This is a genomic window from Paenibacillus sp. FW101-FHT12H11, assembly GCF_058790355.1.
Window position 1 is genome coordinate 634,902 of record NZ_JBYTCO010000003.1, and the last position, 25,891, is coordinate 660,792.

General features: G+C 48.9%; 17 protein-coding genes. 14 read left to right on the forward strand and 3 right to left on the reverse strand.

Annotated features, from left to right (window positions below):
• The first annotated feature begins 216 nt into the window (after window positions 1–216).
• Both AC3WTJ_RS12940 and AC3WTJ_RS12945 read left to right on the forward strand, forming a co-directional pair.
• Window positions 217–1,950, forward strand: a complete 1,734-nt coding sequence (locus tag AC3WTJ_RS12940) for a methyl-accepting chemotaxis protein (RefSeq protein WP_492522233.1) — start codon at window positions 217–219, stop codon at window positions 1,948–1,950.
• 69 nt (window positions 1,951–2,019) lie between these two features.
• Window positions 2,020–2,595 (forward strand): TetR/AcrR family transcriptional regulator, encoded by a 576-nt coding sequence (locus tag AC3WTJ_RS12945; protein WP_492522086.1) that lies wholly within the window; start codon window positions 2,020–2,022, stop codon window positions 2,593–2,595.
• A 47-nt stretch (window positions 2,596–2,642) separates the two neighbouring features.
• Here the strand turns inward: AC3WTJ_RS12945 and AC3WTJ_RS12950 are convergent, their stop codons facing one another.
• The 3 genes from AC3WTJ_RS12950 to AC3WTJ_RS12960 are packed head-to-tail and all read right to left on the reverse strand — an operon-like array spanning window position 2,643 to window position 8,486.
• Window positions 2,643–4,712, reverse strand: coding sequence for a glycoside hydrolase family 65 (locus AC3WTJ_RS12950; RefSeq protein WP_492522087.1), 2,070 nt, complete (start codon window positions 4,710–4,712; stop codon window positions 2,643–2,645).
• A 33-nt stretch (window positions 4,713–4,745) separates the two neighbouring features.
• A complete protein-coding gene (locus AC3WTJ_RS12955) occupies window positions 4,746–7,445 on the reverse strand; it encodes a family 78 glycoside hydrolase catalytic domain (RefSeq protein WP_492522088.1) in 2,700 nt (899 codons plus the stop codon).
• A gap of 18 nt (window positions 7,446–7,463) precedes the next feature.
• A complete protein-coding gene (locus AC3WTJ_RS12960) occupies window positions 7,464–8,486 on the reverse strand; it encodes a glycoside hydrolase family protein (protein ID WP_492522089.1) in 1,023 nt (340 codons plus the stop codon).
• A gap of 237 nt (window positions 8,487–8,723) precedes the next feature.
• Here AC3WTJ_RS12960 and AC3WTJ_RS12965 point away from each other — a divergent pair, with 237 nt between their 5' ends.
• The 12 genes from AC3WTJ_RS12965 to AC3WTJ_RS13020 all read left to right on the forward strand — a co-directional run bounded on the left by AC3WTJ_RS12965 (window position 8,724) and on the right by AC3WTJ_RS13020 (window position 25,877).
• Window positions 8,724–9,872: an iron-containing alcohol dehydrogenase gene (locus tag AC3WTJ_RS12965; RefSeq protein ID WP_492522234.1), complete on the forward strand. Its 1,149-nt coding sequence runs from the start codon at window positions 8,724–8,726 to the stop codon at window positions 9,870–9,872.
• Window positions 9,873–9,898: 26 nt separating this feature from the next.
• Window positions 9,899–10,795: a 4-hydroxy-tetrahydrodipicolinate synthase gene (dapA, locus tag AC3WTJ_RS12970; RefSeq protein ID WP_492522090.1), complete on the forward strand. Its 897-nt coding sequence runs from the start codon at window positions 9,899–9,901 to the stop codon at window positions 10,793–10,795.
• 4 nt (window positions 10,796–10,799) lie between these two features.
• Window positions 10,800–11,717 carry a dihydrodipicolinate synthase family protein gene (locus AC3WTJ_RS12975; RefSeq protein ID WP_492522091.1) on the forward strand — a complete coding sequence of 306 codons (918 nt, stop codon included), beginning with the start codon at window positions 10,800–10,802 and terminating at the stop codon, window positions 11,715–11,717.
• A 25-nt stretch (window positions 11,718–11,742) separates the two neighbouring features.
• Window positions 11,743–12,369: an SGNH/GDSL hydrolase family protein gene (locus AC3WTJ_RS12980; RefSeq protein ID WP_492522092.1), complete on the forward strand. Its 627-nt coding sequence runs from the start codon at window positions 11,743–11,745 to the stop codon at window positions 12,367–12,369.
• Between the two features lie 415 nt (window positions 12,370–12,784).
• Window positions 12,785–14,098: an alpha-L-fucosidase gene (locus AC3WTJ_RS12985; RefSeq protein ID WP_492522093.1), complete on the forward strand. Its 1,314-nt coding sequence runs from the start codon at window positions 12,785–12,787 to the stop codon at window positions 14,096–14,098.
• A gap of 6 nt (window positions 14,099–14,104) precedes the next feature.
• Window positions 14,105–16,828, forward strand: coding sequence for a hypothetical protein (locus AC3WTJ_RS12990; RefSeq protein ID WP_492522094.1), 2,724 nt, complete (start codon window positions 14,105–14,107; stop codon window positions 16,826–16,828).
• A gap of 22 nt (window positions 16,829–16,850) precedes the next feature.
• On the forward strand, window positions 16,851–19,229 hold the full coding sequence (locus AC3WTJ_RS12995; RefSeq protein ID WP_492522095.1) for a glycoside hydrolase family 95 protein: 2,379 nt from the start codon (window positions 16,851–16,853) through the stop codon (window positions 19,227–19,229).
• The gene (locus AC3WTJ_RS13000) at window positions 19,226–20,251 is read left to right on the forward strand and encodes a sialidase family protein (protein WP_492522096.1); all 1,026 of its coding nucleotides are present in this window, start codon (window positions 19,226–19,228) and stop codon (window positions 20,249–20,251) included. Before AC3WTJ_RS12995 ends, AC3WTJ_RS13000 begins: the two co-directional genes overlap by 4 nt.
• A gap of 80 nt (window positions 20,252–20,331) precedes the next feature.
• On the forward strand, window positions 20,332–22,488 hold the full coding sequence (locus AC3WTJ_RS13005) for an MGH1-like glycoside hydrolase domain-containing protein (RefSeq protein ID WP_492522097.1): 2,157 nt from the start codon (window positions 20,332–20,334) through the stop codon (window positions 22,486–22,488).
• The gene (locus AC3WTJ_RS13010) at window positions 22,485–23,552 is read left to right on the forward strand and encodes a sialidase family protein (RefSeq protein ID WP_492522098.1); all 1,068 of its coding nucleotides are present in this window, start codon (window positions 22,485–22,487) and stop codon (window positions 23,550–23,552) included. Before AC3WTJ_RS13005 ends, AC3WTJ_RS13010 begins: the two co-directional genes overlap by 4 nt.
• Window positions 23,553–23,666: 114 nt before the next feature.
• On the forward strand, window positions 23,667–24,557 hold the full coding sequence (locus AC3WTJ_RS13015; protein ID WP_492522099.1) for a helix-turn-helix domain-containing protein: 891 nt from the start codon (window positions 23,667–23,669) through the stop codon (window positions 24,555–24,557).
• A 198-nt stretch (window positions 24,558–24,755) separates the two neighbouring features.
• Complete coding sequence (locus AC3WTJ_RS13020; protein ID WP_492522100.1) at window positions 24,756–25,877, forward strand: ABC transporter ATP-binding protein; 1,122 nt, start codon at window positions 24,756–24,758, stop codon at window positions 25,875–25,877.
• Window positions 25,878–25,891: the final 14 nt, after the last annotated feature.

A 25,891-nucleotide genomic window follows, 5' to 3' on the forward strand; every position in this document is an offset into this window, starting at 1 on the left:
TGTAATTTTCTGTCTTAAAACAAACAAAAATGTTGGATTTATGCTAAATATTACAAAAGTAATCATTAAAAAGTCCTATTTACATGTCGTATATTGATGAAAGTCCTCACTTTGTGGGGGCTTTTTTTTATCTACATTTAACAAACCTTCTGTAACATTTAGATATTGGAATTTTTGAACAAAGGTTAATATCTAAAGGAGAGAAGATTCTTGAAAATGAGACTGCCTCAAATTACAGTGGGTAAGAAAATGTATGTCAGTTTTATTGTGCTATTATTGCTTACTTCTGTTGCAGGATGGATGAGTCTAACGAATATGAAGTCGATTCAGAACAAAAGTGATGAAATCAGCCAGATATGGATGCCTGGCGTTGAAGCTGTCAATACGATCAGTTATTTAACGGAAAATGTACACGGATTAGAAATGCAGCTCTTTATCTTAATGGATCCAGCTCAGCTGCAAAGCACACAGACACAAGCCAGTGCAGGGATTAGCAATGTAGACGAGCAGATTAAACAATTTGGAGAAGGGCTGTCGGATGAGCAAGAGAAGCGGAATTTCGAAGCCTTCCAAAACCAATGGACGACTTACAAAGGTTATCATGAGAAGTTCTTGGAACTTAGTAAAAAAGCCAATTTGAGTAAAGGCTCCGGCAGCATGGAGAAAGAAGTGGAAACGCTCATTTCAGATTCGAATAAAGTCTTTGTGAACATGCAGAAATATCTGGAGGTTCTTGTCAAAATCAAACATGAAGGCGCGATAGCGGCCTCAGAGAGCAGTTCGGTTATTTATCGCTCTGGACAAATGAACCTGATTTATATTTTTGGTTCTGCCGTCTTGATCGGTCTGATTCTGGCTTTCTTCATTACACGTAATATCTCCAGGCCTGTCCGTCTTGTCTCCCAAGCTCTTCAGACGGTGTCTTTGGGAAGCTTATCTGAACAAGATGTGAAAGTGAGAAATAAAGATGAAATTGGTGAACTTGTCGGTTCATTAAACCGAATGAAGACGAATGTCCGGGACATCTTGCTGCAAATCCGCAACGCCTCTTCTTCGGTTGCTGACTCGTCCAAAGAGCTCCTTGATCATGCAGAGCAAACGTCGCATGCATCCAACCAAGTGGCAGAGGTCATGCAATTGGTAGCTTCCGGAGCAGAAATTCAAGTCCGGAATTACGAGGATACGCATACAGCGATGACGGAGATGAGCATTGGTATTGGGCGGATCGCTGAAGCTTCGTCCGAGGTATCAGATATTTCCATGGAAGCATTCCGAGAAGCAAAGCAAGGCGAGCAAGACCTTCAAGCGCTCATTACGAGCATGAATGGTATGAGTGATACGGTCAGCAGGGCGAATACCGTTATTCTAAATTTGGAGAACCATTCTCAAGAAATTAATAATATGATTGGCCTGATGGGCAATATAGCGAAGCAAACAAACCTGCTCGCTTTGAATGCGGCGATTGAAGCGGTTCGTGCAGGAGAAGCAGGCAAAGGATTTACGGTTGTTGCCGGGGAAGTGCGCAAGCTATCGGAGCAGTCCGCGCAATTTGCGAATCAAATTACCGAATTGATTGGCCAGGTTTTGGATAATACCGGAGTAGCTGTTCAAACGATGCATGATTGTCTGCAGGAAGTGGATATGGGCAAAGAGATGGTACTTACGGCGGAGACTTCCTTTCATCGTATTTTCTTAGCTTCCGAGAAAGTGGCTGTTCGCATACAAGAGGTTGCGGCATCCGCTCAAGAACTAGCCGCCACTTCGGAAGAAGTGTCCGCTTCAGTCGCAGAAACGAGCTCTCACGCTAGAAATTCATCTGCCTACGCTCAACAGGTGGCCGAAACTTCTGAACAGCAGATGACGTCGCTGAATGATATCACCAGGTCTGCCGGTATGCTGAACGGCATCGCTGAACAATTGCATACGGCTGTTGGGAAGTTCGAGTTGTAATTGTAGTCGGATACAAGCAAAAGTCCGCAAAATCATGCTATACTAGACTCTGTAAAAAGGAGGTCGACTATGGCTAGGAACAAAGAGTTTGAAGTGAATGCCGTGCTGCGAAAAGCGGTGCATATCTTTTGGGAGCAGGGTTATGAGAAAACTTCCATGCAAGATTTGGTCACACATATGGGGATACATCGAAGGAGTATCTATGATACTTTCGGAGACAAACATCGTTTATATATGAAGGCAGTAGAGAAGTACGGGGAAATGCTGGAAAGTTCCGTTCATCAAAAAGTAGAGGCTCCTACCCCGATGAAACAAGCTATCCGGCGAATGTTTGAGCACGCCATTGTGGCCGCAGACGATCGTCCTAAAGGGTGTTTGATCGTGAATACGGCGGTTGAACTGGCTGTTTGTGATGAAGAAGCCGCGGCGAAAGTGAATCAAAGTTTTGTTAAAACCGAGGACAAACTATACGGCTTGGTATTACGCGGCAAGGAAACGGGAGAAATCGGAAGTCATCACGATGCACGGAGAATTTCAGAGTTTTTGAACAACGCCTTTATCGGATTATGCGTGTTGGCCAAAACAACAAACGATAAAGAAAAACTGGAAGGTATCATTGATACATCGCTAGCTATATTGGATTGAAAGAACGAAGAAGGAGCCTCGCGGCAAGCGGGCTCCTTCTTCGCTGATTATAACATTTTGGCCAAACCCTCGAACTTCACTTCCCAAGAACCATCTTGCGGAAAGCCAGGTGCATGGGTGTCAGGCCCATTCTCCCAACCCGCCGCCATCATGGCGACAGCGCTTAACAGGCCCCCGTTTCCTGGAAGGTATACCGTTAACGGTTTACGCTGGTAGTTGTGGCCATTCGGGAGGAAGGTGTTGGTGACCTTGTCGATCAACAGGGTGTCGACGGCTAATTGTCCTTCTCCGAGTCTTGCTGAAGTCATAGCTACGAGCGGATAGTCCCATCCCCATGTCGCATCCCAGTCCCAGACCTCGATGACTTCGTGCAGGGTCCTAAGCATCGTTTCACGATCTGCCATATGGCCGGGGAGGATACCAAGTGGGGCAAGCATCGTAGGGTGATCTTTGGTGCTGCTGCCACCAGTAAATGTATCGGGAGCTGTCTCGGCAGCGACATATAAACCGTCCACCACGGGAAGCTTGGACAAATGTTTCAGGACATGCTCCCACTTCTCCACCTTCGGGAGTCCTAGCCTTTCCCGCCATGCAACGGCTGTTGATAATCCGAATGCCCAGTAGGACAATTCGAAAGTCGGATTCATTGTCGTTGCATGATCATAAATTTCCTGCGCTGGTGCAACTGGCGGACCTAACACATACCGCAGCTGTTCGTTATCCCATTCTGCGAAAGACGCCATGAAGGCCGCGCTTTCGAAGACGAGATCCGCATATTTCTCCAATGTCTCTCTTGTGCCCCTGATTTGATAGATAAGTTCAGCGTAATAAATAGGATGCGGTTGCTGCCAGATGAGGAACGGTTCAATGTAACAAGGGCCGTTAACGCCATCCGGTGCCACGCATTTCGGCCATCTTGCCCCTTCATAGCCTTGGGAAGCAGCGAGCTTTCGGGCTTGATTCAGGATGCTGATGTACCATTCCAGACTGTTCGTCAAGCTGTCTACGCGATTCCAGAGCGCGAAGTGAACGGAATGCCACCAGTGCATTTCCAAATGAAATTTGCCGGCCCAGCTGTTATGGGTAAGTCCTGATTCCGCCGGCGGCAGGGTACCGGATGATTGAATAGCGGTCAAATACTGGGACAGCACAATTCTACGCTCAAGCTCGAGCGCGCGTGAATCTTTGCTGCCTGCCAGCTCGATGGCTCCGCCAGAGGTCCAAAAGTTGCGCCAATGCTGCTCAGTGTCGGCTCGCACAGCTTCAAAGGCTGGCAAATCAGACTCGTCTGATTTGGGAGTAAATCGGAACCGGAACTCGCATTCATCGTGATCGGATGATGGCGTTAGAAGAAGCAAGTGATTGTCTTGCTCGTCTTGAACGAGGCTTCCGCTGGACCAAGCGGCAGAAAACGCGTACGTGTCCTGATCCAACTTCCGGCCAATGTGGACGGAATGGCTGCTGCCGGTCGCGATTTCCGTTGCGTGTTGGCCGCTTTTCCCCCAATCAACACCTGCGAACTTCCATGTGCCGTAAGGGAAATGAACGGCAAATTGGAGACGTCCATGGCGGATCAAATCCGATTTCACGCGAACGGCGATCAAATCCTGCGTGGGATGACAGCAGGTAGCCACGCTGGTTTTCGCTCCGCTGATCGAAAATCGGCTTTCAATGACTCCGCCCCAAAGATGAAGCATTTGTTCAATGTCATTCAAATCGTCAGCGGTTGCCTTCTCGCCCGAGGGGAGTGTAAAACGGAAGCCAACTTGCCCAAGATGCAATTTGTGTGGATTAAACTTCAGCCACTTATATTCATCGGTAATTTGGCCGGGCGCCATATACGGAAACCCGATCTCTCTCCCGCCAAAGGTAGGGAAAGAGGTTCGAGGGAACTTATCCACATGGTACTGCTCTGGATTTGGATGCGTATGCCACGCCCAATTGGAGAAGTTGCCAAGCGGAACACCCCCATCTGCGTATAGGCTCGGGAATGTTTGCAAGCCGGTTGCGTCAACCGTGAAGGCATAGTTCCCATTGCCGACGGAGAGGGAAGAGAATTTATCAAAGCTGGTTATGAGCGGATTATGACGCTCAACTAAAGCCTTTCGATCAATCATGGCATCACCCCATTGGGAAAAAGTAGTTTCATTTTAAACCTCACATTCAAACAGATAGCTGCCTGAACCTAAGCGTATGACGGCATCCCCGTTTTCGCCGCCTTCCCCGTCTTCAAGCAAGACTTCCGGTATAGCGGCTGCATCCTTTAGCGGAATTCCGCTTTCGAGGAGAGTATCTATGGAGGCAGAAGGAAGGTGGACATCCGCCAAACAATTTGCCGGAATGGTGACTTCAAGCTTGAGCCTACGCTCATCTGAATTCCGCAGCCATGCGACTCGCAGCTTTCCGGATGGCAGACGATAATCTGCGGCTACTTCATCCAAATCATCCAGTAAGGCCGGCTTGATCGTCAGCTTATAGCTTTCGAATTCGGGGCAATACCGATATTGCATACCTGCCAAGCCGCTGTAGAGCCACTCTTCCAAGTGTCCGAGCATAAAATGGTTCTGCGACTTGCCGACGGTGGGTCCGTCCCAAGCTTCCGTTAACGATGTCGCGCCGTTTGCGATTTGATAGCCGTAACTCGGGTGATTCGTCTTTTGGCTCATTTTATAAATCATGTCGCTGCGACCGTTCTGAGAAAGGGCAAGCAGCACATAGCGATGGCCTATATCGCCTGCCGTCGTATGATACCCGCGTAAGGTAATATCATGGATGAGCCCAGCTAAAATGGTTTCTTTATACGGCTCGTGGGCTAACCCTAGAACAAGCGGCATCGCCTGGGAGCTTTGACTGCCGGTGGCATATTGCTGCGTTTGGTCATCGAAAAAAGCCTGATTAAACGCAGATTTGATGTTGTCGCGCAGTTGTGCATAGTGGAGAGCGTCATCGCTGCGATTCAAGAACTTTGCGATTTGTGCAAACACATCGACGATATGGTAAAACATAGCGGTTTCGGTATGCGCAACAGGCGTATTTTGAACAAAACCTGGCGGATTGTCGCCGACATCGTACCAGTCCCCGAGTCCGGTATGGATAATCAGCTGATCCGAGCTCGCTTTTAAATAGTCGAGATAGGCTTTCATTCCTTCATAATGCTCGGTCAAAATCCGGTGATTGCCGTAAAATTGCAGCAAGTTCCAGCCTGTGAGGATATAGGTGGCGCCCCAGGAGACAGAATCCCGGAAGCAGCGCCATTGGTCGGAAAAAACAACATATTCCGGCGCCGTTGTCGGGACCATCCCGCTTGGCAGCTGGGCGTCCCGGATGTCCTCCATTGTCTTGATGAACAATGGCTCAACATCATAATTCCATACTACGGAAGGGCCCATCAGATGAATTTGCTCGAGCCAACCGAGCTTTTCCCGATGCGGGCAGTCGGTAAAAATGCTTTTCATGTTGCTGCGTATGGCTTGGTTAATGATCTCATGCGTGCGGTTTAGCAGCTTATTCGAGCTGACGAAGTTTCCGCATACGTTTACATCCGGATAAATCATTTGACCTTCCAGCTGAATAAGATCAGGAACGTCGGAATCGCAGGCATCCGCATCTGTTGAAACTGGAACGACACCCTCGAGCTGCACATATCGAAAACCGGTATAGCTGAAACGCGGCGACCATGTTTCCCCCTCAGCATCCCCGCTCAACGTATAAGTGAATTTGGTGGGAGAACCGGTCCATTTCTGATTGATCGTGCCGTTATCCTTCAGCAATTCGGCAGGGGACATTGTCATTTTGGCGCCTTGAGGGCCTTGAACCCGGAGTTTCATCCAACCGGAGAAGTTTTTGCCGAAATCAGCCACGTACACACCGGGAAGCGGTTGAGTGATCTGTACGGGTTGGTAAGTTTCCATCACTTTCAATGGAGAAGTCGCTTGTGACTTAAGCTTTCCTGCAGGTGCTGGCACTTCGACCGCCGGGTTCCATGCATCGTTTCTGAAAAAACTTGGCAGATCCCAACCCGCTTGGCGACGATTAGCATCATAATCTTCGCCTCCGTATATACACGAAAAGGTGATAGGTCCCGGCGCGGAACCCCAATGGCGATCGCTAACAATCCGAGTTAGAGTGCCATCCGTATGGGTGATTTCCAACTGAACGAGGCACCTTGGGGTGCCGAAGGAATGCTTGAATTTGCTGTAGCGCCCGCCCGTCACGTGAAAGAAGCCGTTACCCAGCATCACCCCCATCGCATTGCCGCCTTCTTGAAGCCGCTCAGTCACATCGTAGACACAGTAGAGACAAGTTTTATCATAGTTGGTCCACCCCGGCTCCAGAACATTGTCGCTGACCTTCTCCCCGTTAAGGCGCAGCTCAAACTGGCCTAACCCGCAAATGTAGGCGCGAGCTTGCGCCACAGGTTTGTCGAGATGGAATTCACGCCGCATGAGCGGAAGGGCGGGGCGTTCAAGGGGCTCTTCTGCAAAGCGAGCGATCCAAGCCGCAGACCAATCTTCAGCATGGAGCAGACCCATTTCCCACCAGGAGACAGGGCTTTCCGTCATCTGGCCATTTACATCCCACACCTGTACCTTCCAAAAGTAGCGTTGCCTGGACTGAAGCGGCGGCCCTTCGTACAAGATATGAACGTTTTTCCTGCTATAACGCTGCCCGCTGTCCCACACCATTTCGCTTCGTCTATCATCTTCACCACTAAAAACAATGATTCGATAGGCCGATTGCATTTGCAAACGGACCGGCGAATCAGCAAAACTCCAGCCGAAGGCCGGCTGGAGGACATCAACCCCGAGCGGGCGACGCCTGCTTTCTACGAACAATTCAGCCACTTGCATCCGTGCTCGCCCCCTTGTTCATCGTTGGGTATCTATCGGCTGTGAGGTTGCGACGCTGATGGTCCGGAACTCTTTACCGTAGTTTTTGGTCGGATCGCCTTCTTGATATCGTCTGCATGAGCAGTAAAAGTGGTAGAGATTACCTTCATGTGTAACGACAGAGGGCTTATGGGCGAAAATAGCGTCAATGCTGCCTTCTTCGCCAACTCGAATGATGGGTTCAGGATATTTCTCCCAAGTTAACAGATCACGGGAAAGGGCAATGCCTTCCTGCGCTTGTTTGTAATTATAGCCAAAGTAATACATGACCCATTGGTCTCGGTCCGGATCATGCAGCACGCAAGGATCGCTGACAAATCCTGAGTCCCATCCATCCGGGGTAACCTGTAGAACCGGATTATGTTCGTAGCGGTGCCACTCCTTCAAATCGGTGGAGAAAGCAACGCCTGTTTGCTCGATCCATCGGCCTTTATTTGTGTTTTTGGCATTGTAATACAAATAGAACGTACCTTCATGTTCGATCAGGCATTCTTTGTAGAGTCCACCCTTTTCCCACTCTGCGCCTTCTTCCGGGGTTAAGATGGGGTCAGGGCATCGCTGCCACTCCAGCAGCTGCTCATCTTCGGTCCAGGCGATACCAATTTTGGCCGAGCCTTCTTCATAACCTGCATGGGGATAGGCGTGATAAACTAGCCAATATTTGTTGTTCCATTTTTTCAGTACTGGAGGAGCATCGAGGCGATTTTCCTTCAATATCCATGTGCCGGCAACATTAATGGAATCCCAGGCCGAGTCGTCGTTCCTTTTTAAAATAACGCTTAGGTGCTCCCAGTTGATAAGATCATGGCTTGTCGCCAAAGCCGTCTGGTAGCCGATTCCGTCAAACCCCACATACATCATGTAGAATTTGCCGCTATGTTGAAAGACGAACGGACAATCGACGGCTCGCTCATCGAAATGGCCTGGCAAACCCGAACCAACAAGCACGGGACTTCCCAATTTATGCGGTGTGAGATAAGGCTGTATATGCAAGTGACACACTCCTTATGATAAAAATCCAAAATTCTAAAAAAACAATGACCGATTCCCTATTCAGATTACAATTAAGCGCTTACTTGTTGTGTGGGGTATTGTACCTGATATATAGGTCAAAGCGATCTTCAGCGCTTGGCGGCATTGACATCATGAATAGCCGAGCGTAGGATGAGGGGGAAATTTAGGCCATACAGCTTGAGAGGAGGGGCTTGAGTGAAGGACAATCACGGTTTCAATCCGTTTATGTTCGAGACAGCCCGCAGTATTGTTGCCGGACAACATACGATTGCCGAACTGGTTCCAAGGATAAAACGGCACGGAGATTTCAAACACGTGGTGATCGTAACGCAACCTTCGATAAAGGCGATGGGGGTCATTGATCGAATGGAGACCGAGCTATCGCATGCGGGAATAAGCACCAGGTGCTATACCGATGTGAAGCCGGAGCCAACGGTCGATAACATTCAACAAGTGTACAGCCGAATTGCCTCTGAACCTGTCGATCTATTCATTGGCATTGGCGGCGGGAGTGTGCTGGATGCAACGAAATTGTTTTCCGTCCTGATGACAGATCCCGTGGACGTAATGAGTCTTGTAGGCATTGACCGTGTATTGAAACCAGGGATACCTACGGTGCTGATTCCAACAACTTCAGGAACCGGTTCAGAAGTGACACCGAACGCGATTGTTACGATTCCTGAACAGGAGTTAAAAGTTGGCATTATCAGCAGGCATTTGCTCCCCATGCTGGTAATTATCGATCCGGCGCTAACCGTCAGCCTGCCGCCAAACATCACGGCTGCAACCGGTATGGATGCGTTTACTCATGCGTTGGAATCTTATATCTCCACAAAAGCAAATCCCATAAGCGATATGTTCGCCCTTGAATCGATTCGTTTAATTTCCGGCAGTTTGCTGCAAGCCTACCATCACGGATCCGATCTCCAAGCTAGAGAGAATGTGCTTCTAGGATCGATGTATGGCGGGATGGCACTTAGTTCGGCTGGAACAGCAGCCGTTCATGCACTGGCTTATCCGCTTGGGGGCAAATTCAACATTACGCACGGTGTCGCGAATTCAATGCTGCTGCCGCATGTCATGACGTTTAATAGGGATGCCATCGAGAGAAGACTCGGTCATGTTGCTTGCGCGATGGGGCTGCAGATTGGAACAGGGGACGGTAAGGCGGTCTCGGAGGCCGTTATTCGGCGAATCTTCGAGTGGACCTCCGAGATGGACATCCCGCAAAATTTGCGTGCTTTCGGCGTAACCGATGAGGATGTCAGTGAATTGGCGGTTGCTGCCTCGAAGGTGACGAGGCTTTTACATAACAATCCGAAACCGATGAACATAGATGATATGCAAGCTGTTTACCGCCAATTGCTTCCGTGACCACTGGATAAAAAAGGAGAAATGTGATGAATCATTTATTGCAACCGTCAGGTATCATTCCCGCTATGGTGACACCTTTCAATGCTGATCAGCAGATTGATGAAGCTTCATTGCGGCAATTAACCCGTAGATTGATTGATGCGGATGTGCACGGCTTGTTTTGCCTTGGTACGAATGGAGAGTTCTTCTCCTTGTCCTTCGACGAAAAACTGCGGGTCGCCGAAATCGTCCTTGAGGAAACACAAGGGAAATTACCGGTGTATGTGGGTGCTGGCTGCACAAGTACGAAGGAATCTATCGAACTAGCTGTACGTTTGGAGAGTATGGGGGCAGATGCGCTGTCCGTGATTACACCGTATTTTCTGACCTATACCCAGCAGGAACTGCTGACTCATTTTCGCAGAATTGCGGAAGCGACAGAGCTTCCCGTACTGCTGTATAACATTCCGGCAAGGACGGGGAACTCGCTTCAACCCCAAACCGTGAAGGAACTAAGCAAAGTGCCTAACATTGTCGGGATCAAGGACAGCAGCGGCAGTTTTGATACCATTTTGCAATATATGGAGGCAGCTGGTCAGGACTTTTCCGTTTTGGCAGGCACGGATTCACTCATTTTGCCGACCTTGATGGCTGGAGGGCGTGGAGCTATTGCAGCGACAGCCAATGTGTTTCCAGAAGTTGTGAAAAGCATTTACGATTTGTGGCGCCAGGGGGAGCTGGAACAAGCAGAATTACAGCAGCGCAAGCTGCGAGCTTTGCGCAACGCGTTTTCAATGGGGACGCTCCCTTCTGTATTGAAGGAAGCGATGAATATGATCGGATTGCCTGCAGGACAACCGCGCCTGCCTGTTCAACCGCTGAATGCATCAGCGAAAGAGGAGCTTAGGCGGGTAATGGACACTTATTTGGTGGAAAGGAACTGAGACAATGGCAATGAACATACCTAAAGGTGTTTGGCCCACGATGGTAACACCTTTCACGCATACAGGCAAAGTGGACTATGCCGCATTGGAGCAGCTGATAGAATGGTACATTGGCCAAGGCGTGCATGGCTTATTTGCCGTGTGTCAATCCAGTGAGATGTTTTATTTGACTCTGGAGGAGAGAGTGAGCCTTGCTCAATTCGTCACGAACTTAGCTGCCGGTCGGGTTTCGGTTATCGCATCGGGGCATATCTCCGAGCAGTTCGAGGAGCAGGTAGAGGAATTGCAGCGGATCGCGGAGACCGGGGTTCAGGCCGTTGTGCTAGTCAGCAACCGTCTGGCGGGTCCGGATGAATCTGACGAGATCTGGTTTGAGCGTGTTCTACAGCTGATTGATCGAGTCCCGAATGTGCCAATGGGCATTTATGAATGTCCATATCCATACAAAAGGCTGCTGAATCCGCAGCTGCTCAAACAATGCGCAGATACGGGAAGATTCGCGTTTCTCAAGGACACCAGCTGCGATTTGCAGCAAATTGCCGCAAAACTTGAAGCGGTGAAAGGCAGCTCACTTCAACTATTTAATGCTAATTCCGCAACGCTGCTTGCTTCCCTGCGATTGGGTGCGTCCGGCTTCAGCGGCGTTATGGCGAATTTCCATCCTGATCTTTATGTGCGGCTAACCGAAAGTTGGGACTCGGAGCCAGCCATCGCGGAGATGCTGCAGTCGTTCGTTGGAGCTGCATCGCTGATTGAGCTGCAGATGTATCCTGTGAATGCGAAGTATCATCTGAGCAAAAGGGGACTTCCTGTTTCCTTGCAGTGCCGTTCTAAGGATGCAGGCGCTTTTCGAGAAAATCATAAGCTGGAAGTGGAGCAGCTGGATGCCGTGTATCGGATGCTTAAGAGGCAGCTTGTCTAACTGATTTTAATGAGGAGGTAGTGTTGTGCCGTTTAAAAAGAAAGACCGCATTGTATTTATCGGGGATAGCATTACGGATAAAGGGCGTAAAAAAGACCCATTGAAGTTGGGGTCGGGTTACGTAAGAATGATTCATGATTACCTGACAGCGGTTTATCCGCAGCTCAGTCTGAAAATAATTAATGAAGGCGTTTCCGGCAATCGCGTCATCGACTTGGAAAAAAGGTGGACGCTCGATGTGATCGATCATCAACCTCAATGGGTATCCGTTTCCATCGGGATTAATGATGTGTGGCGCCAATTGGACTCTCCGATGGGCGAGCAGGTATACCCGGACAAATTCGAGGAAATCTACCGGAATTTGCTGGATCAAACGAAGCAGATCCCGGATTGCCGATTGATCCTCATGCAGCCTACGGTCATCAAGGAGTACCCGGATGCCACGGGCAACCGGCTGCTGAAGCCGTATGTGGACATCGTGAACCGGCTGGCTGAGCAGTATGATGCCGTCCTGGTTCCGACGCATCTGGCTTTTATTGATTTTCTTAAGCTGGAAACGGGCCAGGATTTGACAACGGACGGTGTGCATATGAACTCGCTCGGGGATACGCTGATGGCAACGACGTGGTTGAAGGCTGTTGAGGGTCGTTAAGGGGAGCTGAGCCCTAGGGAGAGGAACTGGAGTCCTCCATTGGGTCAAAAACGAGGTTTTTTCAATCTTAGGGGAACTACGAGGTCTTATTTGCCTTTCATGGACGACATTTTGCGTGAAACCTACAAAATAGCGAACTGTAGTTCCCCTTGCTGCCGGAAACAGCACTTTTTTAGAAAAATAGCAGCTTGTAGTTCCCTAATAACCATGCAGAAGAGTACTCGCTCGCTTCGCGCCACCTATATATGTGATGAATTCAGCCTATAATGGGCCGCTTGCTTTCTTGTAAACTGATCATGAGCTCAAATTCCTGCAAATGGAAAGTATCGCCCGATCAGGCGTTAACCGTGGACGGAGCTAAGTCGGTTCCGCAGACTTTCCAATCTTATTACGGAAGTACAAGGGGGTAAATGCAATGAAGTACGAAATAGAACCAACAACCGGAGACAGCGGATGGTTCACGCATGACAGGTTCGGCTTGTTCATTCATTGGGGGCTATATTCGCTAGCTGCCAGGCATGAATGGCTGCAATCCAGAGAGAGATTAAGCGGAGAGAAATACCGCAATAAATATTTCAATAAATTTGATCCGGATTTGTACGATCCGGAATTGTGGGCGCAGCTTTCTTATGATGCCGGCATGAAATACGCCGTGGTTACAACCAAGCATCACGAAGGGTTCTGCTTATGGGACAGCAAGCTGACCGACTATAAAGCGCCGAACACCCCGGCTGGCCGAGATTTGATCAGGCCGATGACGGAGGCTTTCCGTGAGCGTGGCATGAAAGTAGGCTTTTACCATTCCCTGATTGATTGGCATCACCCGCATTACACGATCGACACGAAGCACCCCTTACGGTTGGATGAAGAGGCTATCGCTGAAAGTGCGAAAAAGGATTTTGCCCAATATCGCGACTATTTGTTTGGACAAACGAAGGAATTGTTAACCGAATATGGCGATGTGGATTTGTTGTTTTACGATTTCTCCTTCCCGGAGGAGAACGGATTGCCAGGCAAAGGTAAGGAAGATTGGAACAGCAAGGAGCTGATCAAGCTGATTCGCGAGCTGCAGCCGAACGTTTTATTGAACGATCGCCTGCAAATCGGTGGGGATATTACGACGCCTGAGCAGTATTTGCCGACCAAATGGGTGCAGATCGACGGTAAACGAGTTGTTTGGGAGACGCCGCATACGTTCAGTGGTTCCTGGGGTTATCATCGGGATGAGGAATCATGGAAAAGTGTCGATATGTTGGTCAAAATGCTCATTGATGTGGTCAGCAAAGGAGGCAATCTGCTCCTGAATGTAGGACCGACCGGTCGTGGCGAGTTCGATGAGCGTTCGATTGATCGTTTAAAAGGCATCGGCGATTGGATGAGGCGTCACAACCGTTCAATATATGGCTGCACGCAAGCGCCGGAAACCATCGAGTGTCCGCAGGATTGCCGATTGACCTATAACCCCGAGACCAATCGCTTATATGTGCATGTGTATAGTTGGCCGTTTAAAAGCATTCACTTGCATGGCTTGGCCGGGCAAGTCGAGTACGCACAGCTGCTTAACGATGCATCAGAGATCCGTTTCAAGCAAGGCATTGTCCATAGCGGAATCGACAACGGGGCGTACAAAGAGGGCAGAGATGAGAAGACGCTGGTCTTGTCACTTCCAGTGAAAAAGCCTGATGTAGCGGTGCCGGTCATTGAATTGTTTTTGAAAGGAGGGGCTTAAACGACAATGGAAACGACTACGAAAGCCGTTACGCTGGGTTATGAACGTAACGCTGCCCCGCGTGTGGAATACGGGATTCAACGACTAAGAGAAGCGCTTCAAAATTGTGGCTACACCGTGCTTGAAGCAGAAGCATCATGGTCGTTGGAAAACTACCGATCCGTGCAGGGAATGAAAATTTACATCGGGAATCGCCAAGAATCGAAATTTGTGCAGCAATTGGAAGCGCGAGACGTTTTGTTATATCACACGGAAGCTCCGGAGGGAGAAGGCTTTTATCTGGCATCTTGCCCAGGTGGCATAACGGTTATTTCGGGGGGCAGCGATTCAGGCGTATTGTATGGCTGTTTGGAGTTGGCGAGCCGAATCGGTGAAGCTCAGAAGCTGCCAAGTGACATCGCGTATGGAGATAAACCGCGTTTCGCATTGCGGGGACCGGCCATCGGATTGCAAAAAACGACCGTAGAACCCCCGCGTCAGACGTATGAGTACCCGATAACGACAGATCGTTTTCCTTGGTTTTACGACCGGTCGTTATGGCAGGATTTCCTCCACATGATGGTTGAACAGCGATGCAACGTCGTTTACTTGTGGTCCGGGCATCCGTTTTCTTCGCTTGTGCAGCTGGAAGATTACCCTGAAGCGCTGGAAGTGACGGAAGATGAGCTCACATATAATCGGGAGACGTTCCGCTGGATTACCGAAGAAGCGGACCGCCGAGGCATATGGGTCGTCTTAAAGTTCTACAACATCCATATTCCGCTGCCTTTTGCGCAGAAACATGATTTGAAGCTTCATCAACCAAAGCCGCTGCCGATAACGAGTGATTACTACAAGAAATCGATCGCTGCCTTCGTGCAATCCTTCCCCAATGCCGGGCTAATGGTATGCCTAGGCGAAGCGCTGCAAGGTCAAATTTATGGCGTGGAATGGTTTAATGAGACGATTCTTGCAGGTTTGCTGGAAGGGCTGAAACATTCGAATGTGAAGGAAAAACCTCCGATCATTCTGCGTTCCCATGCCATCGAGCCGCAAAAAGTCATTGAGGCTGCGCTGCCGTTGTATCCGAATTTGTACACGGAGGCCAAATACAACGGGGAGTCATTGACTACGTATACCCCCCGGGGCAGATGGCAAGAAACGCACAACCGGCTAGGTTCCTTGCAGACGATTCACATTGTCAATGTTCATATCCTTGCGAACTTGGAGCCATTTCGATATGGAGCCCCATCGTTTATTCAAAAGTGTATGCAGGCGGCCAAATACCGCTTGAAAGCAAACGGGCTGCATCTGTATCCGCTATTCTTCTGGGATTGGCCGTATGCGCCGGATAAAGCGGAGAAGCGACTGCGTCAGTTGGAGCGCGATTGGATTTGGTTTGCGGCTTGGTTCCGGTATGCGTGGAACCCCGATCGTGATCCCCAGGCGGAGCGGAACTACTGGATCGATACGCTTGGGAAACGTTTCGGCAGCCTAGAGGCAGGCAAGGCGATTTTGGATGCTTACGAAGCTTCAGGAGAATGCGCGCCGAAATTGCTGCGCAGATTCGGCATTACGGAAGGCAATCGCCAAACGATGAGCCTTGGGATGACGATGAGCCAGCTCACCAATCCGGAACGGCATATGCCTTGGCCGGATCTGTGGGAATCCCAGTCGCCGCAAGGCGAACGGTTGGATGAATTTGTCGTGAAAGAACTGAGTGGTGAACCTCACATTGGCGAGACTCCAACGGATATCATTGCCGATGCGCAGAGACATGCGGAGGATGCGCTGCTGGCAATTCAGCAAGCTAGCCATTTCGTCACCCTCAACAGGGACGAATATGAAAGACTGGCGAGCGATATGGCTGCCATCCGTCATATGGTGCAGGCCTATGTGCATAAGGTCAAGGCTGCGATCCTGATTTTAACCTATAAGCATTCGGTCAAAGGGGAGTATTTTAACCGGATCGAATTGCTGGAAGCGGCAGCGGTAGAATTGGCCCAAGGTTTGGACAGCTACCGCGAACTGACAACGCTTACAGAGAAAACCTATTTGTTTGCTAACTCCATGCAGACACCGCAGCGGAAGGTGCCGATTCGAGGAGGGCTTGATTACAGGCATTGGAGCGCATGTTTACCTCTCTATGAAGCGGAGCTGGAGGCTTTCCGTCTCCATGTGCAGGAGTTGAAGTCGGGAGTGCTGCCCGAAGCGCTAAAAAATCTAAAAGCACCAATCGTTCGCTACGCAGAAGCACCGTTTAGCTTATTGTCTGAACATGCGGAATTGTACCGTGTGGAAAAAGGGGCAGAGGTTTTCACAGATGGGGATATCCACGTCGTTGGCTGTGCGGAGGAGCTGAATGGGCTTACCGGTGTTCGTTTTAGTCAAAGGCAGGCAGGCCTTCAGGGCTTGGCGATTGATATTGAACTGCATCAGCCTTCGAAAGTGCTGGTTGGTTATTTTAACTCCAAAGATGATCAGTGGCTGCAAGTCCCAAGCTTGGAAGAAAACACGCACGCCGACGACCGAGGCGGCTATGCGCCGATCTTGCGCAAAGGGCTGCGCTTATATGCCTATCCTTCTGTCAATATCCACGCATTTCAATATGAAGCAGGACGGCATACGCTTGATTTCGGTAAAGGCGCTTTTCTGATCTTGGGTGTTATTCCTATCGATCAGGATATACGTCCACGTGATGTTGAACATAAAAACGACGGGATCGATACGTTGGATTGGTTGTACGAATAGACGAACAGGTGGGGGAGATCAAGTGTCAGACAAAAGTACGGCATTATGGTACGCGCAGCCAGCGAAATCTTGGTTCCAGGCACTCCCCGTAGGGAACGGCCGCTTCGGCGGCATGATGTATGGCGGTACGGATCGGGAACGCATACAGATGAACGAGGATACGTTATGGTCCGGGGAACCCAGAGAAACAGTGAACAGAGAAGCAGCCCAGTATTTGGACATCGTGCGTGAAATGATCTTTGCAGGCAAATATGCCGAGGCTGAGGCTTTGATCGAACAGCACATGGAAGGGCCGGAGATCGAGTCCTACGTGCCGCTTGGCGATTTGGATCTGATTATGGAAGAGGCCGGCGAAATTTCGAATTACCGAAGGGAATTGAATCTGGCGGAAGGCATCGCCCGGGTGCAGTATTCGCAAAATAACGCTGTCCATACCCGAGAGCTGTTCGTCTCTGCGGTTGACCAGGTCATGGCCATTCGCTTACAGAGTGAGCGCAACATCTGCGTTAGTGCAGTGCTGAGCAGTCCATTGCAATTTGAAGTCAAAAAAGTGGCATGGAATCAATTGATTCTTACCGGACGCAGCCCGATGCGAATTCTACCTAATACGGTGAAGTCGTCGGACCCTGTACATTATGAGGAAGGCAAAGGGATCGGTTTTAACATTCGATTGACCGTTATGATTGACAAGGGCAGGCTGGAGGTAAGTGGCGGGCGGATTCGTGTAAGTGGTACAGGAACGGTTACTTTCCTGCTGGCTGCTGAAACCAGCTTCCAAGGTTATGATAAAAACCCTGCGTTATCAGACAAACCGTCGTTACAGCTAGGAGAAGCGAGACTGGCAAAAGCGGCATCGCTGGGGTACGAGCAGTTGAAAGAGAGGCATATCAACGATCATGCCGCACGCTTTTGCAAAGTTTCTCTCGACCTTGGAGGTCAGGAAAGAAATAACCTGCCGACGGATGTCCGCATAGAAGCTATCAAAAGCGGTGTGGAAGATCCCGGACTTGCCGCATTATTTTTTCAATATGGCAGATACCTGCTGTTGTCCAGCTCAAGAATCGGCACACAGCCGGCTAATTTGCAAGGGATTTGGAATGACAGCATTCGTCCGCCATGGTGCAGCAGTTGGACGACGAACATCAACGTAGAAATGAACTACTGGCCTGCGGAAGTGGGGAATCTTGCGGAATGTCATTTGCCTTTGTTCGATCTGATCGAGGATCTGCAGCACACAGGCCGGAAAGCTGCCGATGTCCACTACCGCTGCGAGGGTTGGACGGCCCATCATAATATTGATGTATGGCGAACAGCAACTCCCGTTGGAGGATCGCCAAGTTGGGCCTTTTGGCCGATGGCCGGGGCATGGTTATGTCAGCATATTTGGGAGCATTACGCGTACAGTCAAGATGAAATGTTTCTCAAACGGGCGTATCCAGTAATGAAAGAAGCGGCACGATTTGGATTGGATTGGTTAGTCGAGGCGAAGGATGGCAGCTTGATAACATGTCCGTCGACGTCCCCGGAGAACTTCTTTATTGCACCAGATGGACAGAAAAGCAGTGTGACACAAGGCGTGACGATGGATATCGCGCTCCTCAGAAATTTATTTGACCATTGTTTGGAAGCAAGCGGCATTTTATCGGATACGGATCATACGTTTATAGGCCGATTGGAGCATGCGTTATTGCGGCTGCCTCCTTACCGGATAGGCAAATATGGCCAACTTCAAGAGTGGAACGAGGATTTTGAAGAGTTTGAGCCGGGGCACCGTCATGTCGCCCATTTGGTCTCGCTGCATCCCCTGGATCAAATTACGTTACATCAGGAACCCGAGCTTGCCGCTGCTTGCAAAGTCACTCTTGAGAGACGATTGAATCATGGCGGAGCACATACGGGCTGGAGCTGCGCATGGATGATCAATCTATGGGCACGGCTTGGAGAGTCCGAGCATGCACAGCGCTTTGTGAATGAGCTGCTCGCCGGGCTTCATCCGAACATGATGAATGCACATCGACATCCCAAGGTGAAACAAGATATTTTCCAAATTGACGGAAATTTGGGAGGCGTTTCGGGCATTGCCGAGATGCTGCTGCAGAGCCATGGCAATAACGTCCAGTTTCTTCCTTCTCTACCACAGAAATGGATGAACGGTTGTGTGAAAGGGCTACGAGCACGCGGAGGGTTTGAAGTCGATATCACATGGGAGAACGGCAAGCTGCTGCGAGCAAGAATTCTCTCAACAGCTGGGAAGTCCTTCCTGCTGCGCACGGCGGAACCGGTATGCGTCATGCAAAACGGGTATGAAATCCGGATCGAAGACATTGAACCGAATGTCATCGTGTTTGGAACCAAAAAGGGACAAAGCTACGAAATTGTTCCAAGGAGTGATAGGAGATGAGTGAGATTCATCAAGTGAAGGAGTTTATTTTCGAAGACGACAGACCTTTTCTAAGCTGTCACGCCTCTACGCTTGAACGGCTGCCGGGTGGGGATATCCTCGTTGCGTGGTTCGGCGGCACGAAAGAGAAAGCCGGCGACGTCGCGATATGGACGTCACGCCGAGTGAACAGCCGCTGGACACCACCCGTCAAAGTCGCTGACGAAGAGGACGTTCCGCACTGGAATCCCGTCCTGTTTCGCAGGGCGGACGGCGTCCTGTTCCTGTATTACAAAATCGGCACCTCCATTGCCGAATGGGTAACGATGGTTATGCGCTCGTCGGATGACGGAACCACTTGGTCGACACCTGTCCCTTTAGTCGAAGGGGACAAAGGGGGCCGAGGGCCGGTTAAGAATAAGCCCATTGTGCTGCATGACGGCACGCTTGTCGCACCGGCTTCGATCGAACCGGCTTGGGATGCGTTCGTTGATCTGTCCTATGACGGCGGCGAGACATGGACCCGCAGCGAAACGGTGCCTTTCGACCGCACCGCCATACAGGGAAAAGGGATCATTCAGCCTACGATATGGGAGTCTGAACCAGGAATTGTGCATATGCTTACGCGCAGCACGGAAGGGGCAATCTATCGCAGCGATTCGGTAGACGGGGGGAAAACTTGGTGCCAAGCCTATGCAACGGAGCTTCCGAACAACAATAGCGGCATTGATTTGGTCAAGTTGGACAATGGCCATCTGGCGCTTGTTTATAATCCGACTCGTCCGGAACCCGGGAAGATCAAGGGGCCACGAACACCGCTTGTTCTGCGCTTCTCTAAGGATAACGGTCTTACTTGGGAGAATGAGCTCTTGTTGGATGAAGGAGATAAACAATACTCGTATCCGGCCATCATTGCTAACGGACTAGAACTGTATATCACATATACATGGAAAAGGGAACGGATAGCCTTCCAAAAAATTATTTTGGATATGAGCAGGAATGACCTATATTCTGGGAATAATTACACTACTATTCTACTATGAGTTTGTTATATATTTAATAAGGTTAAAATTGGAAGAATTTTAACTTTGATAGGGGAGGATTCATTCTGACTGCTTATCAAGTGAACGAACAACTGCAAGCAGGAAGGAAAACGCTTCGCACGCACCCCGGCGCTCTGCTGCTGGGTTCGACAGGAGCGAGGCTGTGGGCCGATTGTTTGGAACCTGTGCCCGGCTTTTCCGGAAGATTCGATTTTATACATAAAGTTAACATTCCCATGCTGTATAGCGTAGAGAATAGTTTGATCAGCAGTTTTGAGCCATGCCGAACAGAGTGGTATCCCAGCTATTTGCTTATGGCGTATGAGGATCACCGTCTGTCTTTGGTAGAAAAAAAGTTTATTGCATGGAATGACTGCGCTGTTTCTTGCCAGACCTGGACGAACCACAGCAGCGAAGAGCTCGTGCTGAAATTATCCACTTACGGTGATGCGTTCCAGACGCGCAGTGGCCATGTTTTGCAAGGTGAATATCAGATTCCGCATTATAGTTTCGATGTAGCTGGGGCTATAGCTGTAAGCGATCCGGCGCTATATGAAGAAGTACGCTTGCAACCTGGACAGTCAGGTACGTACATCATCGCAGCTTCGTTTGGCATATCGGGGCAAGATGACACCCCTTTGCTCCAAGCTCGGGCGACGGCTTATACGGATGGTGGATGGACAGCCGATCAAATTATTGAAAAGCAAAACGAGGAATATCAGGAGTGGTTTGACAATGCCCCTGTGTTTACAAGCAGTGATCCGTTGCTTAACAAAACTTGGATCTATCGCTGGTTCCTGCTTCGGCATAATTTGTCTGATCCCCAATACGGCAATTTGACTTATCCCTTGTTCTATGAGGGAAGATCCCATAAGAAAAGCAAAGAACCTTTCAGTAAAGGCGGCTGGGAATTCAGTAAACTCATTAACTTGTCCGTACCGCTTCATTTGATGGATGCCAGATGGCATCATGAAGAGCGCTATAGCGAAGGTCCCTTGCGCAATATGGCGGAGTCACCGGGGGAAGGCGGGCAATTCAGCTGTCTTACTGTCGATACCGTCATGCATGCATTCGCTAACTTTACTTGTTGGGCTGCCTACCAGCTATATTTGATACACCGCAATCGGGATATGGTCGTCGAGATGCTTCCTGCTTTTAAAAGCCAAATCTCAGAAGCCATTCGCGTTAACGGGAGCGGGAACGATCAATTAATGATTGAATATAAACATACGCGAACAGGAAAAGAATATCAGCCGAGTTATTGGTATTTTCATAATTACCCTAAGAATCCGAAGGATAAAGAAACATATACGCACTTGAAAAGAGTGGATCGTACCGTATATCACTATTTGAACACGCTTGCAGTAGCGAATATGTGCGAAATCGCCGGCGATTCGGAAGCAACGATGTATCACCAGATGGCAGACGGCATTAAGCGGGATATCCTTAAAAAGATGTGGGATGAAGAGACGGAATTTTTCTACGATCTCCATTACCAGACGGACCAAAAGGCGTTCGTGAAAAATATAGTCGGCTTCTACCCGGCTTGGGCGCAAATCATTGATGATTCCTATAAAGGGATGATCGGGCATCTCATGAATGAACGCGAATTTAATTCGAAATGCCCGTTTCCTTCTGTCTCGATGGATTGCCCGGCTTACTCCAAAGATGGCGGCTGGATGGGCCATTTTGTAAAAGGGCGGAACGGCTGTGTGTGGGATGGCCCTACCTGGCCGTATACGAACTCAATCGCACTGGACGCACTCGCGAAAGAGAGCAAGCGCAGCGGATATCAGTACGATTCCTTCTTCGGCCACTCGCTGCGAGAGTACGCATTTCTGCATTTTATGAAAAGAGATCTCAATCAACCCGGACTTGTTGAGCATTACAACAGCGCGACAGGTGAACCGTTAAGTGATGAGCAGGAATATAATCATTCGTTTTTTATTGATCTGATGATTACGCATGTAGCGGGTTTCACGGTAGAAGCGGATCGCATCATTTTGGATCCACTCGATATTGGTTTAGACTTCTTTGCTCTGGATCGGGTGAAAGTGGCTGGAACGGAGTATCGCATTACGTACAAGAAACCGAACGTGCTTTCAACAGTTTCTGATCTTGAGGAAGGCTATCGACTATATGTGGATGGCAAGCTTGTATTCTCCAACCAAACACTGGGCCGAATTGAGATTCCTATACAGGAGTTAGAGACTAAGAAGGGGGCAATCCTATCATGAGTAGATTTAACGGTGCTGTTCTGGAAGTTGGAACAGATGCAACGATTCAAGAAGCTTACCTGCCGGTTTTCCACGCAAATGATAATCATGCGGCAAATTTGCTGGAACTGGACAACGGAGATTTATTATGCGTTTGGTTTTCCGGCAGCGGGGAAGGGAACCCGGATACGAACATCGTTATGTCGAGATTAGCGGCAGGTTCTAAGATTTGGTCGACTCCGGTTCAACTCTCTGATGATCTTGAGCGGTCCGAGCAAAATCCGGTTTTGTTTCAAGCGCCGAACGGAAACCTCTGGTTGTTCCACACGTCAAATGAGCCTCACAATCAGAAAACATCAAGGATCGTTTACCGAATCTCCGAAGATCGTGGGGAAACATGGGGGGCTACAGAGGTTCTCTCGGATGGACTGGGGATTTTCTTAAGGCATCCTCCCCTTGCTCTGAAGAACGGGGACTGGCTGTTACCCGCTTATTATTGTCGGCTTGAGGGGCATTATAGTGTGGTTTTAATAAGCTCTGATGAGGGAGTGACGTGGACGGAATATGAGGTGCCAGGCAGCATCCATCGTGTGCAAATGAACGTTGTAGAGCTAGGCGAAGGCAAGCTGTATGCCATGTTTCGCAGTCGCCAAGCCGACCGGATTTATACAAGTGTTTCACAGGACTACGGAAGAAGCTGGTCGATCCCAGTGAAAAGCGAACTGCCGAATAATAATTCCTCCACGCAGCTCGTTAAGCTTTCTAATGGTCAATTGGCACTGATCTTCAACAATTCAACGATGGAACGAGATCAGTTCCGTTGGGTTCAGCGCAAAGGGGAGTTTCGCAAGAAACCGCTTCGGACACCGCTTACACTTGCTGTATCGGAGGACGAAGGCCGCACTTGGCCGTATGTCAGAAATGTGCAAATGGCCGATCTGGAATACAAAGATTCGGAAGTCGGGTATTCCTACCCTTCCATTATCACGACTCGCGATCATCACATTCACCTTGCTTTCTCTTATCTGCGTAAAGGAATTAAACACATCCGCATGACGTTAGATTGGGTCAAAGAGGGACAATAACCACGTTGTCAAGACGGAGCTGGGAGCACCTTATACGTGTTCCCGCTTGCCTTGCTGCAGATTCACATACATGAATACGTAGATCACAAAAACTTGTAAGAGAAGGTGACAACTATGAATGGAAGAATCGATCATTTAAGCGGGGATTTATTTTTTGAGAATGATCTGGATATTTTTCTGAATCGTGAATTGGAATCGTTTACAACATTGCAGCATACGCATGATTTCGTAGAAATAAGTTTTGTTGGCGAAGGCTGTGGTTACCACTATATAAACGAAGAAGTGATCTATGTGAAACAGGGGGATCTATTCGTCATTCCGATCGGCACGTCCCATGTATTTCGCCCCTCCTCTCCAAAGCAGGATAAAATGCTCGTCATCTATAATTGTATTTTCCGCGTTGAGCTTCTTGATAAATGGAAGAGTCTGCTGCAGCAAGATTCCGTAACCTACGACGCCATCAATAATCCAAGTCAATGTGCGGCGCGCTGGTTGCATTTTCAGGATAAACACGACACCTTTTCTTTGATCGTCCAAAACATGTATCGGGAATATTTGAAAAAGAGTGCCGGCTATGAAACGGTTTTGACAGCGCTTTTAATCCAAATGTTGGTATTGCTTCAACGTTTTGAAATGATCAATGAAACCGAAACCGCTTCCTTCCGGATGTTCGATGAAGTTGTGCATTTCATCAAGTCCCGCTATACGCACAATCTGACGGTTCAGGATGTGGCGGATTATTTTTTCCTGAGCGCAAGCCATTTTCAGCGATTATTTAAAAAATCGACAGGCCTGTCGTTTACCCAATATTTGCAAAATGTTCGTATACAAAAATGTTGTGAGCTATTGAAATCGACCGATATCCCGATCTATCAGATTGCCAATCAAGTCGGCTATCAGGATATGAAGTTTTTCCATGCGCTTTTCCGTAAAAAAACAGGGGTAACACCAAGACAATATCGTCAAAACTTTCAAGAACTCGACGAATCCGATATTTCTTGTTAATTTATGGAGCTGGCCATTGATATGGAGCAGCTTTTTTTGTTTTATTTCATACAAAAGAAAAGAACTGAAAGCAGGATTCCCCCTATAACTAAGTAATCATCACCTATAATGCGTTCAAATGCGGGGTGTATAATAAAAAACAAGCGTATTGAAACCGTTATCAACCAGATGTTGATATGACCTATAGGAGGTACTGTAATGGGGCGAATTCTATTAAATCACGTGGAAAAACGTTTTGGTAAAGAGAGAGCTTATGCGGTCAGAGATTTTAATTTGGAAATTCAGGATGGCGAATTTATCGTCATGGTCGGGCCTTCCGGCTGTGGGAAATCGACGACGCTCCGGATGATCGCTGGCCTGGAGGACATCACTTCAGGTGAGCTTTACATTGGAGATAAGCTGGTCAATCATTTGCCGCCAAAAGACAGGGATATCGCGATGGTTTTTCAAAACTATGCGTTGTACCCGAACATGAGCGTATATGAAAACATTGCTTTCGGATTACGCTTGCGGAAAATGGCCAAAAACGAAATTGATCAAGCGGTTAAAAGTACGTCAAGGGTATTGGAAATCGAACCGTTCCTGGATCGGAAGCCAAGACAACTGTCCGGCGGACAGCGGCAAAGGGTAGCCCTAGGAAGGGCGATTGTGCGGAATCCGCAAGTGTTCTTAATGGATGAACCGCTATCGAATCTGGATGCGAAGTTAAGAGTTCAGATGCGCACGGAGATTATCGGGCTCCAGAAGCAGCTTGGCGTAACCATGGTATATGTCACGCATGACCAAGTGGAAGCTATGACCATGGGACATCGCATCGTGGTCATGAAAGACGGCATCATCCAGCAAGTGGATACCCCTAAGCTGATCTATAACAATCCGCGAAATATGTTCGTGGCTGGATTCATCGGCACACCTCCGATTAATTTCATCGAAGGAAAAATTTTGGAAGGTAGCGAGGGTTCGCTCGAGTTTCACACCAACCGCTATTACCTGCGAATTCCGAAGCTTCAAGCCGATATGCTGAGAAAGCACAAGAAGATCGACAGAAACGTCATCATGGGCATCCGTTGTGAGAATATCCATCTGGATCCAGCCATTCGGGAAGCCAATCCCCATGCGCAAATTACCGGCATTCAGAAATTAAATGAATTAATGGGTGCGGACATGTATTTGTATTTGGACATCGGCATGCCCAAACTGCTCATTGCAAGGGCACAGGCCGACCATAACTTTGAAGACGATGAGAAGCTGGTTTTAACCATAGATATGCAGAAAGCACTGTTCTTTGATAAAGAAACCACTGAGAATCTGTGGTACTAGAGCGGTGCAGCGGG

Excerpts from the sequence above, each read along its gene's own strand:
- AC3WTJ_RS13020 (WP_492522100.1), top strand. The coding sequence starts at position 24,756 with ATGGGGCGAATTCTATTAAATCACGTGGAAAAACGTTTTGGTAAAGAG.
- AC3WTJ_RS12985 (WP_492522093.1), top strand. The coding sequence starts at position 12,785 with ATGAAGTACGAAATAGAACCAACAACCGGAGACAGCGGATGGTTCACG.
- AC3WTJ_RS12990 (WP_492522094.1), top strand. The coding sequence starts at position 14,105 with ATGGAAACGACTACGAAAGCCGTTACGCTGGGTTATGAACGTAACGCT.
- dapA (WP_492522090.1), top strand. The coding sequence starts at position 9,899 with ATGAATCATTTATTGCAACCGTCAGGTATCATTCCCGCTATGGTGACA.
- AC3WTJ_RS13015 (WP_492522099.1), top strand. The coding sequence starts at position 23,667 with ATGAATGGAAGAATCGATCATTTAAGCGGGGATTTATTTTTTGAGAAT.
- AC3WTJ_RS12945 (WP_492522086.1), top strand. The coding sequence starts at position 2,020 with ATGGCTAGGAACAAAGAGTTTGAAGTGAATGCCGTGCTGCGAAAAGCG.
- AC3WTJ_RS12955 (WP_492522088.1), bottom strand. The coding sequence starts at position 7,445 with ATGCAAGTGGCTGAATTGTTCGTAGAAAGCAGGCGTCGCCCGCTCGGG.
- AC3WTJ_RS12950 (WP_492522087.1), bottom strand. The coding sequence starts at position 4,712 with ATGATTGATCGAAAGGCTTTAGTTGAGCGTCATAATCCGCTCATAACC.
- AC3WTJ_RS13010 (WP_492522098.1), top strand. The coding sequence starts at position 22,485 with ATGAGTAGATTTAACGGTGCTGTTCTGGAAGTTGGAACAGATGCAACG.
- AC3WTJ_RS12940 (WP_492522233.1), top strand. The coding sequence starts at position 217 with ATGAGACTGCCTCAAATTACAGTGGGTAAGAAAATGTATGTCAGTTTT.
- AC3WTJ_RS12965 (WP_492522234.1), top strand. The coding sequence starts at position 8,724 with ATGTTCGAGACAGCCCGCAGTATTGTTGCCGGACAACATACGATTGCC.
- AC3WTJ_RS13000 (WP_492522096.1), top strand. The coding sequence starts at position 19,226 with ATGAGTGAGATTCATCAAGTGAAGGAGTTTATTTTCGAAGACGACAGA.
- AC3WTJ_RS12975 (WP_492522091.1), top strand. The coding sequence starts at position 10,800 with ATGGCAATGAACATACCTAAAGGTGTTTGGCCCACGATGGTAACACCT.